10 protein-coding genes are annotated in these 9,067 nt (G+C 56.7%); 1 reads left to right on the top strand and 9 read right to left on the bottom strand.

Annotation, left to right across the window (positions count from 1 at the left end; translation table 11 throughout):
• A partial coding sequence (locus DTF_RS22805; RefSeq protein ID WP_226989242.1) for an S-adenosylmethionine:tRNA ribosyltransferase-isomerase occupies window positions 1–839 on the bottom strand: 839 nt, incomplete at its 3' end.
• Between the two features lie 571 nt (window positions 840–1,410).
• On the opposite strand from DTF_RS22805, the gene DTF_RS22800 reads away from it, so the two are divergent.
• On the top strand, window positions 1,411–3,450 hold the full coding sequence (locus tag DTF_RS22800) for an HD domain-containing phosphohydrolase (protein WP_035056409.1): 2,040 nt from the start codon (window positions 1,411–1,413) through the stop codon (window positions 3,448–3,450).
• Between the two features lie 173 nt (window positions 3,451–3,623).
• Here the strand turns inward: DTF_RS22800 and DTF_RS27160 are convergent, their stop codons facing one another.
• From DTF_RS27160 to DTF_RS0109130, 8 genes are all read right to left on the bottom strand, one after another.
• Complete coding sequence (locus DTF_RS27160; RefSeq protein WP_027715084.1) at window positions 3,624–3,818, bottom strand: DUF6485 family protein; 195 nt, start codon at window positions 3,816–3,818, stop codon at window positions 3,624–3,626.
• Window positions 3,819–3,845: 27 nt separating this feature from the next.
• Window positions 3,846–4,883, bottom strand: a complete 1,038-nt coding sequence (argC, locus tag DTF_RS0109160) for an N-acetyl-gamma-glutamyl-phosphate reductase (protein ID WP_027715083.1) — start codon at window positions 4,881–4,883, stop codon at window positions 3,846–3,848.
• 88 nt (window positions 4,884–4,971) lie between these two features.
• Window positions 4,972–5,364: a 30S ribosomal protein S9 gene (rpsI, locus tag DTF_RS0109155; RefSeq protein WP_027715082.1), complete on the bottom strand. Its 393-nt coding sequence runs from the start codon at window positions 5,362–5,364 to the stop codon at window positions 4,972–4,974.
• Window positions 5,365–5,385: 21 nt separating this feature from the next.
• Complete coding sequence (rplM, locus tag DTF_RS0109150) at window positions 5,386–5,814, bottom strand: 50S ribosomal protein L13 (protein WP_027715081.1); 429 nt, start codon at window positions 5,812–5,814, stop codon at window positions 5,386–5,388.
• Between the two features lie 136 nt (window positions 5,815–5,950).
• The gene (locus DTF_RS25425) at window positions 5,951–6,403 is read right to left on the bottom strand and encodes a universal stress protein (protein WP_051361188.1); all 453 of its coding nucleotides are present in this window, start codon (window positions 6,401–6,403) and stop codon (window positions 5,951–5,953) included.
• 81 nt (window positions 6,404–6,484) lie between these two features.
• Entirely contained in the window at window positions 6,485–7,219 is a 735-nt protein-coding gene (gene truA, locus DTF_RS0109140; protein WP_027715080.1) for a tRNA pseudouridine(38-40) synthase TruA, read from the bottom strand.
• Window positions 7,216–8,010 carry an energy-coupling factor transporter transmembrane protein EcfT gene (locus DTF_RS0109135; RefSeq protein ID WP_027715079.1) on the bottom strand — a complete coding sequence of 265 codons (795 nt, stop codon included), beginning with the start codon at window positions 8,008–8,010 and terminating at the stop codon, window positions 7,216–7,218. Before DTF_RS0109135 ends, truA begins: the two co-directional genes overlap by 4 nt.
• A 65-nt stretch (window positions 8,011–8,075) precedes the next feature.
• Window positions 8,076–9,067, bottom strand: a 992-nt coding sequence (locus DTF_RS0109130) for an aspartate-semialdehyde dehydrogenase (protein ID WP_027715078.1), incomplete at its 5' end; no start/stop codon positions are given.

The following is a 9,067-nucleotide window of genomic DNA, read 5'->3' as shown; positions in this document are numbered from 1 at the left end:
TCACTGTGCATCCGGTGTTCGAGGATGTTCTCGGTCCGCACGGGGAGAAAAGTTCCAAGCCCGACGTGAAGGGTCAGGAGAGCGAAGACCCTCCTGCCCTGTTCTTTTGCCCTGTTCACCGCTGCGGCGGTTTCCGGTGGAATATGAAATTCTTCACTGTGCATCCGGTGTTCGAGGATGTTCTCGGTCCGCACGGGGAGAAAAGTTCCAAGCCCGACGTGAAGGGTCAGGGAATGGATTTCCACCCCTTTGCCGCGCAGGGACTCGAAGATAGACTCCGTAAAATGAAGACCGGCGGTGGGAGCGGCGACCGCCCCCGGGACGCTGGCAAAAACCGTCTGATATCGTTCCCGGTCCACCTCCGCATCATCCCTGCGAATATAGGGGGGAAGAGGGATGCGTCCCACTTCCTCCACGGCGGTCATGAAATCACCGCGGCAGGTGAATCGAATATGGCGATAAGGGGGCTCTCCCCCGGGAACGACCACTCCTTCGATCCCCGCTCCCAGGACCAGCCGGGTTCCGGGGGACGGAGACTTGGAACATCGGGTCAGACAGGCCCAGGTTTCCTCTTCGGGCGCAAGACGACGGACCAGGAAGACTTCAATTCGCCCCCCCGAATCCTTTGAGCCCAGCAGCCGTGCGGGAATCACCTGCGTATTATTCACCACCAGCAGGTCGCCCTCGGTAAAATAATCGGAGATGGAGAGAAATTTACCGATTCCTACACTGTTTCGTCCCCGATCCACCACCATGAGCCTGGAGTTTTCCCGAGCCGGCAGAGGGAACTGGGCAATCTGAGCCTCGGGGAGATCGAAATTGTAATCGTCAAGATCCATAAAGCCCGTGCGAAACAGTTAGTACTCCCCCTCGAAAACGCCTCAAGACGCAAATGTCAAAACAAACACAATCGCATGGGGAAGTCAATATTTTTCGCCATCTGCGGGGGCGGCGATATCTATCAAACATGAATAAATGAAGAATAGAAAAGAGCTCGGCAAAAATCCTTGCGAGAACCCCATCGAATCAGGGATAATGGTCCGACTTCGGGGAATGAGACCTTTGCAGGGTCGATCCCGCCGGATTCGAAGACATTACGACGGGACCCTAGCCGAATCATCCTAAGTTACTACATTTAAGGTTTTTTTTGGCAAACACATTGCTACCATGTCCCTTGGATAAAGGCAGGTCATCTTAAAGCCTTGTACTTGAGCTGTCAAGAAGAAGGTCCGGCCCCGATGAAAGGCCATTGAGGTCCCTGGACAGATGTAGGAAATTCAGCTGTGGGGAATAGTCATGTTCGGTTTTTTTCGAGGAGCACCCCGGTTTTTCGCCAACTCTTCTCCTTTTGCCTGGCTTCTTTCGGCTTTAATCTCGGCGCTGGCCAGGAAATGAATCTCAGGAAATTAGATGAATTCGCTCAAAATTAAAATGCTCGGCCTCATGGTTGCAATTATGGTGATGACCGTCGGACTGACGGCCTGGCACAACCTCCGGACTCAAAAAACGATGTTGCTGGGGATAGCCGATCAGAGCTCCCGGGTACTGGGGGAAACCATCCGCAGCAGCATCATTACCAATATGGCGAACGGACATACTGCAGAGATAGAGAATATTCTCGAAAAAATCACCAAGGAACCCTCCATCGAGTCCGTTCGCATCTTTGATGAATCGGGCCGCATTCTTGTTTCCGGCGACACGGAAGAGACAGGCGACATGGTGGGCGCAGCCGACCTTTTCGCCTATCGTTCCAACAAAGTGACCTTCGAAGACAACGATAAAGGGAAAAATTCCTTCAGCACTTTCGTACCGATTTACAATTCTCCTGTGTGCCACAGTTGCCATGACCGCGACCAAGCGGTCCTGGGAATTCTTAATGTCAGACTCTCGCTGAACGCGCTTTCCGCCCTTCGCGGCGAAGGACGCGAAGCAACCCTGCTCTCATCGGCGGGAATGCTGGCCGTTCTTATCATAACCATCACACTGTTCGTTCTCATCTATGTCGACGCTCCCATTCGCAAACTTGTGGCAGCCATGAATCAGGTGGAACAGGGGGATTTTCCCAACGCGATCGTTACCGTGCGCAATTCAGATGAAATGGCCCTTCTCTCCACCAAGTTCAATTTCATGGTGAATCGGCTCAAAGGTCTCATAGAGACCACCGTCCAGCACGAAAGGGAAATGGCCATCAGTCAGGAGAAACTGGTCCACCACGATGAAATCCGCAACATGAACATAACCCTCGAGGAGCGGCTCAAGGAGATCGAATATCTGAATATCACCCTGGAAGAACGCATCGAGGAAATTGAGGAGGCCAATTACAAGATCGCCGATCTGGTCAGCGATCTGGAGGATAAGAACACGACCCTTGAGCAGGCGGTGTCCCGGTTGTCGGCCCTTTACAAAATGGGACTGGCGATAAATTCCACCATGGATCTTGGGAAATTGTTCGAACTGTTGATCCGCAAGACCATGGATACGCTCAAGGCGCGGCACGGCTATATCCTCCTTCTTGACAAGGAGGCCTGGACCCTGAAAATCGGAGCGGTCATCGGGGTCCCGGAGGTTATCGACACCACCAGGAACATCCCCCTCAAACGAGGAGGAGTCTCCCACTGGGTCATCGACAACCAACAGCCGCTTTTGATTCAGAACATGGATGATGCCAGGGATTTCAACAGGGTCAGTCTCCTCGGATTCACTCGGGAGTCGGTGATCTGCGTCCCTCTCACGGCCAAGGACGAAGTCGTCGGCACCATTACTATGGCCAACAAACTGGACGGAACACCTTTCAGCGCCGAGGATCTCGAGCTTCTCACCACCATTGCCGCCCAGGCGAGCGTCGCCATCAAGAACGCCCGCCTTTATGAAGAACAGCAGAACACCTACCTCAATACGGTTCAGGCACTGGTTTCAGCTATCGAAGCCAGTGACGCCTATACCCGCGGCCACTCCGAACGGGTCACCAGGTACAGCTTGGCGCTGGCCAGGCAAATAGGGTTGTCGGCCGATTCCGTCAAGAAGCTCGAACAGGCGGCCATTCTCCACGACATCGGTAAGATCGGCGTGGACGTCGCTTTACTTCACAAGGAAGGAAAACTCTCCCCGGAAGATATCGACATCCTCCACCAGCACCCCATAATAGGCGTCCGCATCCTCGATCCGATCCATTTTCTGAACAACGTGCTCAAAATTATCGAGCAGCATCATGAGCGCTTCGACGGCAAGGGATATCCCCACGGGATAGACGGCAAGGACCAGCTCATCGAGGCGCGGATTCTGGCCGTCGCGGATACCTATGACGCCATGACCTCCGACCGTCCCTATCGCAAAGCACTCTCCCACGATATCGCACTACAGGAAATCGCCGATCATGCAGGCACCCAGTTCGATCCGGAGGTGGCCGACGCGTTTTTTCAGCTCTGCAAGGAAGGCGGGCTCCCGAGTTGAACCTGGGCCGATGTCCGGACGGTGTAGTCCGGACGGTCCGTTGCGGAGCAACTTCGGCTAGTCCGATACCTTCTCATTTCCATTAAAAGGGGCCTGCAATTTACCCGCCGGCCCTTCGATCCCTTCCTTCGTTCTCCAACCCCTTGCCATTCACGCGAAGCGCCGATGCCTGTTCAGCATGAGCGATCCAGTATCAGGCTTGCGATGGACCGATCATAGGTTCGCTCTCCTTCCGGCGAAAAAAAGCAGCCGGGAATTTCGCCCTTTTCGCGGTGATAGACGACGCATTTGCAGCAGCTGCCACGCTTGTCGCAGGCGGCATAGGTGCAGGTGCAATGTTCAAGAGATCTCTTGGAGATGCATTCCATATTTTCAAATCCTCGGTACAAAGAGTGTCAGGGAAAGACGGGAAGAGCCGTGAGTCCCGTGGTCTCTTCCATGCCCAGCATAAGATTCATGTTCTGCACCGCCTGGCCGGCTGCTCCCTTGACCAGATTGTCTATGGCCGACACGACAATGACCCGACCGGTGCGGGGATCGCTTACCACGCCCAGGTCACAGAAATTGCTCCCCCGAACATAGGCCACGTTCGGGAGGCTGCCTTCGGCATGCACCCGAACGAAGGGTTCCTGACCGTAGGCATCATGGAAAACCGAAACCAGTTCGGATGTGGAAACCGGCTTGCTGAGGGTCGCGTAGCAGGTGGAGAGGATTCCGCGATTGACCGGCAGCAGATGCGGGGTGAAACTGATGACGACGTCTTCGCCGGCAAGATCCGAAAGGGTCTGCTCGATTTCCGGCGTATGCCGGTGGGCACCCACACCGTAGGCCTTGAACCCCTCATTGACCTCGCAGAAAAGGCTTTCGACCTTGGCGGAGCGGCCCGCGCCGCTGGTGCCGGATTTGCTGTCCACCACCAGGGTGGACAATACGATCATCCCCGTCCGAAGCAGGGGTGCCAGCGCTAGCGCGACGCTGGTCGGGTAACATCCGGGATTGGCCGTCAGGCGGGCATCTTTAATCCGATTCCGATAGATTTCCGGCAGGCCGTAAACCGCCTCAGCCAGAAGATGGGGGCTGGTATGCTCCTGATACCAATGTTCGTACACCGACGTGTTCCGCAGACGATAATCCGCCGACAGATCGACCACCTTCTTCCCCGCGGCGAGAACGTCCGGGACCACTTCCATGGCGGTCTTGTGCGGCAGGGCGGTGAACACGAAATCCGCCTTGTCGATGATGATATCGACTTCCACCGGATCACAAACCAGAGGGATGCGGGAGAGCAGGGACGGGAATACGGCGGAGATCTCTTCACCGGCATTCTGCCGGGACGTGACGCAGGAGATTTCCACTTCCGGATGCGCATCCAGAAGTCGGATGAGTTCGACTCCCGTATAGCCGCTGGCACCTACGACGGCAACCTTGACCATGACACCTCCAATGAAAAGAAAAAAGGGAAACCCGAGGGCTTCCCTTTTTGTGCGGAACTGATCCGGAAACCGACCGGTATCAAGCCGATTAACGCTTCGAAAACTGGAAGCTGCGACGCGCGGCGCGGCGTCCGTACTTTTTCCGTTCCTTGACGCGGCTGTCGCGGGTGATGAACCCCGCCTTTTTCAGGACGGCGCGCAGTTCGGGATCGGCCTCGAGCAGGGCCTTGGTGATGCCATGCTTAATCGCCCCGGCCTGACCGGAGGGTCCGCCACCGCAGACGTTGACGGAAATGTCGAATTTGCCCACGTTGTCGGTCAGCTCCAGAGGCTGGTGGACCACCATTTTGGAGGTCTCCCGCCCGAAGAACTCATCCAGGGAACGCTGATTGACGACAATGTTTCCCGAACCCGGCTTGATCCAGACCCGGGCCACGGAGGTTTTTTTCTTACCGGTGGCGTAATATCTCTGCTCGGCCATCTTTATCTCCTGATTTCAATCTTAAAGAGCCAGTTCTTTAGGCAACTGGGCGGCATGGGGATGATCGGCCCCGGAATAGATCTTGAGCTTCTTGATCATCTGCCGGCCAAGCTTGTTCTTGGGGAGCATCCCTCTCACCGCTTTCTTGATCAGCTCATCCGGCTTCTTCGCCAGGAGCTTCTCCGCGCTGATGGAACGAATCCCGCCGGGATAGCCCGTGTGATGGTAGTAGACCTTGTCCGCCATCTTGTTGCCGGTCAGTTTGATCTTGTCGGCATTCAATACGATAACAAAGTCCCCGGCATCGACGCTGGGAGTATAAATAGGCTTATGCTTGCCCCGAAGGACACGAGCGATTTCAGTGGCGGCGCGGCCAAGAACCTTGCCCTCCAGATCGACAACGAACCAGTTTCTCTTGATTTCAGATGGTTTGGCAACTTGCGTACTCATCGAGTTTCCTCTCTAGTGATTATCTGTGAAGGATAACGGGGCTCACAGAAGCCGTAAAGCTATCGGAATCTCATGGGGATGTCAAGACTTTTTTCCCGACTTTTTTCTGAATACGGGTGCGGGCGCAACACTGGATTCACAGAACTCCTGGCTTGATGCTCAAGACGGGACAGGAAGCATGCTGCACCACTCTTTCGGCCGTACTGCCGATGAGCAGATGAGAAAGCCCGGTCCGACCGTGGGTTCCGATGACGATCATGTGAAAGCTTTCCTCATCGGCGATGCGGCAGATTTCCTTGAACGGCACGCCTGAGACGACCCGGGATTCAATTTGAATTTCTGGTTTTTCCAGGCGTCTGCGTTCAATCTCATCCGCCAGCCTGGCCGCTGCCTCTTCCTTGTGCCGGGCAAGGGTTTCTTCCGGCTCTCCACCCAGGCTGGCGAATGTCTCCACCTCACCACTGACCACCACGTACAGCAGAACGTAGGAGGCCGCAACGAAATTGGTCAGGGACAAGGCGAAATCAAGAGTGGCCAGACTGTGAGAGGAAAAATCGACGGGCACCAGGATTTTGAGGGGATCGGCCATGGATTCTCTCCGCCTTTAATGTGACTATACCCTTTCCCACCCGATGCGCAACCCTGTCCGGGGATTCTGAGCCCCGGGTCATCAGTACCAAACTTCCATCAGGCACAGCCCGCTGGAGGGGGCCGTCCGACCGGCTCTGGTCCTGCAGCCTTGACGCAGCAGCTGTTCCATATCCCCGGCGTGGCGTTTTCCCATTCCGATCTCCAGCAATGTCCCCACCATCACCCGGACCATGTTTTTCAAAAACCCGCTTCCCTTCACATCGATATAGAGAAGGTCCCCCTCACGTGCCAGTTCCACCGAAAAGATCGTGCGCACCGTGGTTCTGGCCTCGCAGGCGGAGGAACGGAAAGCGGCAAAATCGCGCGTACCGACCAAGGCCGCCGCCCCGGCGCTCATGGCATCGAAGTCCAAGGCTGAACGGATGTGCCAGGAGGTTCGAGCGGCCAGGGGAGAACGCACCGGACCCAGATGCAGGGTATATCGGTACCACTTGCCGCGGGCATCGAAGCGGGCATGGAAACCGTCCGGGGCCTCGTCGGCTTCCTGAATCGCCACATCCCGCGGCAGGAGCCTGTTCACGCCTTCTCGAAAAGCGCTCAGCGGCAGGTCACGGCTGGTGATGAAATGAGCGACCATCCCCCGGGCGTGAACTCCGGCATCGGTTCTTCCCGAAGAAATCAAACGCACCTTCTCCCCCAGGACCCCCACCAGGGCGTCTTCAACCACTTCCTGGACGGAGAGACCGTTGGGCTGGAGCTGCCAACCTGCGTAGGCGGTGCCTTCGTATTCTATGACCAGGCGAATGGTCCTCATCGTGGCATCCCGTACAATGCGGTAAAAAAAAGGATTCCGGTGAAAAAAAAGGTGAGGTCGATTGGACGAAGCGGCCAGAAGGGCTTCAGTTCTATCCCTCCATCGATCACATCTTCGCCGGCGGCCACTGATTCGGCCAGGGCATCCGCCCTGTCCACCAGCCGCAGCAGCAGAGGGGCGGTCATCCGCCCCACGGCCAGTCCCCTTGCGATAAGCGGCCCTTGAGAGGGGTCGATGCCGTTTTCCCTGGAACGCTCGAACAGATCGATCGTCTCCTCACGCAGGATCGGTACAAAATGAAGGACCAGCAAAAGAAGCATCGCCGTATCCCGCACGGAAAAACCGAATCTCTCCAGCGGGGAGAGCAGGGAGGCGCAGGCCCCGGCCACTTCCCTGGGACTGGTGGTCAAGGTCAGCAGAGAGGAGAAAAGAACCGCAATGGCCAGTTGGCTGCAGACGAGAGTTCCGCGCAGCAGGCCGTCATAGGAGAGCCAGGCGACCCCCAGCATGGTCCTTCCGGGGGACAGGAAAAGGTGCAGCAGAAGAGTGAAGAGAAAAAGCCACCGCAGCATCCAGAGGCCGCGCCACCAGGTTCGCCATCCGATCCCTGAAAGCAGGATGAGAACAATCGCCAAGAGGGCAAGAACTCCCAGTCGCAAGGGATTGTGTCCGGCAAAGACGGCGATCACCAGAAGCGGCAGGCCGCAGAGTTTGAGCCTCGGATCCAGCCGATGCAGGATCGATTCCCGGGGTTCGTAGCGCCCCAAGGTGATGTCATCGAGTAATCCCATGCTTACAATGCGCGAAAAGGGAGCGCCGAGCCCCCTTTTCACGCCTCATGTCTCACTGATTCAGGTTACAGATATTTTCCCGCCAGGATCTCGGCGATCTGCACGGCGTTGGTCGCGGCCCCTTTTCTCAGGTTGTCCGCGACCACCCAGAGATTGAGACCGTTTTCAACCGTCTCATCCTCGCGGATGCGTCCGACCTGGGTCAGATCCTGGCCTGCCGCCTCGATGGGCATCGGATAGACCTGGTTTGCCGGATCATCAACGAGTTGACAGCCGGGTGCGTTGGAGATCAGGTGGCGGGCCTGCTCCACGGTAAGTTTCTTCTCGGTCTCGATATTTACCGATTCGCTGTGTCCGTAAAAAACAGGAACGCGCACCGCGGTGGCCGTAACTTTAAGGGATCCGTCCCCCATGATCTTCCGGGTTTCGTTGACCATCTTCATTTCTTCCCGGGTATAACCGTTATCGAGGAAGACATCGATGTGCGGCAGGCAGTTGAAGGCGATCTGATGGGGATAGACCTTGCAGTCCACGGAACGGCCGTTGAGCAGCTCGCCGGACTGGATGCGCAGCTCGTCGATCGCTTTCTGTCCGGAACCGGAGACCGCCTGATAGGTCGAAACCACCACCCGCCGGATAGTGGCGAAATCGTGCAGAGGCTTGAGCGCAGTCACCAGCTGGATGGTCGAGCAGTTGGGATTGGCGATGATCCCCTTTTTCGCGTATCGGGCGATCTCATCCGGATTGACTTCCGGCACCACGAGAGGCACATCCGGGTCCATCCGCCAGGCGCTGGAATTATCGATACAGACAGCCCCGGCGGCAGCGGCGATGGGGCAGAATTCTTCGCTGCGTCCTCCGCCTGCGCTGAACAGGGCGATATCGATGCCGGCAAAAGACTCCCCGGTCAGTTCCTGAACCAGAATCTGTTCATCCCTGAATTCAAGGAAATTGCCGGCGGAACGGGCGGAGGCCAGCACGCGCAGTTCGCCCACGGGGAAATCCCGCTCTTCCAGAACCCTCAGCATCTCGTTGCCGACGGCGCCGGTGGCCCCGA

Origin of the sequence: Desulfuromonas sp. TF, from assembly GCF_000472285.1 — a bacterium.
Taxonomy (GTDB): domain Bacteria; phylum Desulfobacterota; class Desulfuromonadia; order Desulfuromonadales; family ATBO01; genus ATBO01.
Note: the sequence above shows the minus strand (reverse complement) of the source record. Positions and strands in the feature narration are given on the sequence as shown.

Bases quoted from the DNA above. Each gene is read 5' to 3' on its own strand.
- rpsI (WP_027715082.1), bottom strand. From the start codon at position 5,364: ATGGCCGAGCAGAGATATTACGCCACCGGTAAGAAAAAAACCTCCGTG.
- rplM (WP_027715081.1), bottom strand. From the start codon at position 5,814: ATGAGTACGCAAGTTGCCAAACCATCTGAAATCAAGAGAAACTGGTTC.
- DTF_RS0109135 (WP_027715079.1), bottom strand. From the start codon at position 8,010: ATGGGATTACTCGATGACATCACCTTGGGGCGCTACGAACCCCGGGAA.
- DTF_RS25425 (WP_051361188.1), bottom strand. From the start codon at position 6,403: ATGGCCGATCCCCTCAAAATCCTGGTGCCCGTCGATTTTTCCTCTCAC.
- DTF_RS22800 (WP_035056409.1), top strand. From the start codon at position 1,411: ATGAATTCGCTCAAAATTAAAATGCTCGGCCTCATGGTTGCAATTATG.
- truA (WP_027715080.1), bottom strand. From the start codon at position 7,219: ATGAGGACCATTCGCCTGGTCATAGAATACGAAGGCACCGCCTACGCA.
- argC (WP_027715083.1), bottom strand. From the start codon at position 4,883: ATGGTCAAGGTTGCCGTCGTAGGTGCCAGCGGCTATACGGGAGTCGAA.
- DTF_RS27160 (WP_027715084.1), bottom strand. From the start codon at position 3,818: ATGGAATGCATCTCCAAGAGATCTCTTGAACATTGCACCTGCACCTAT.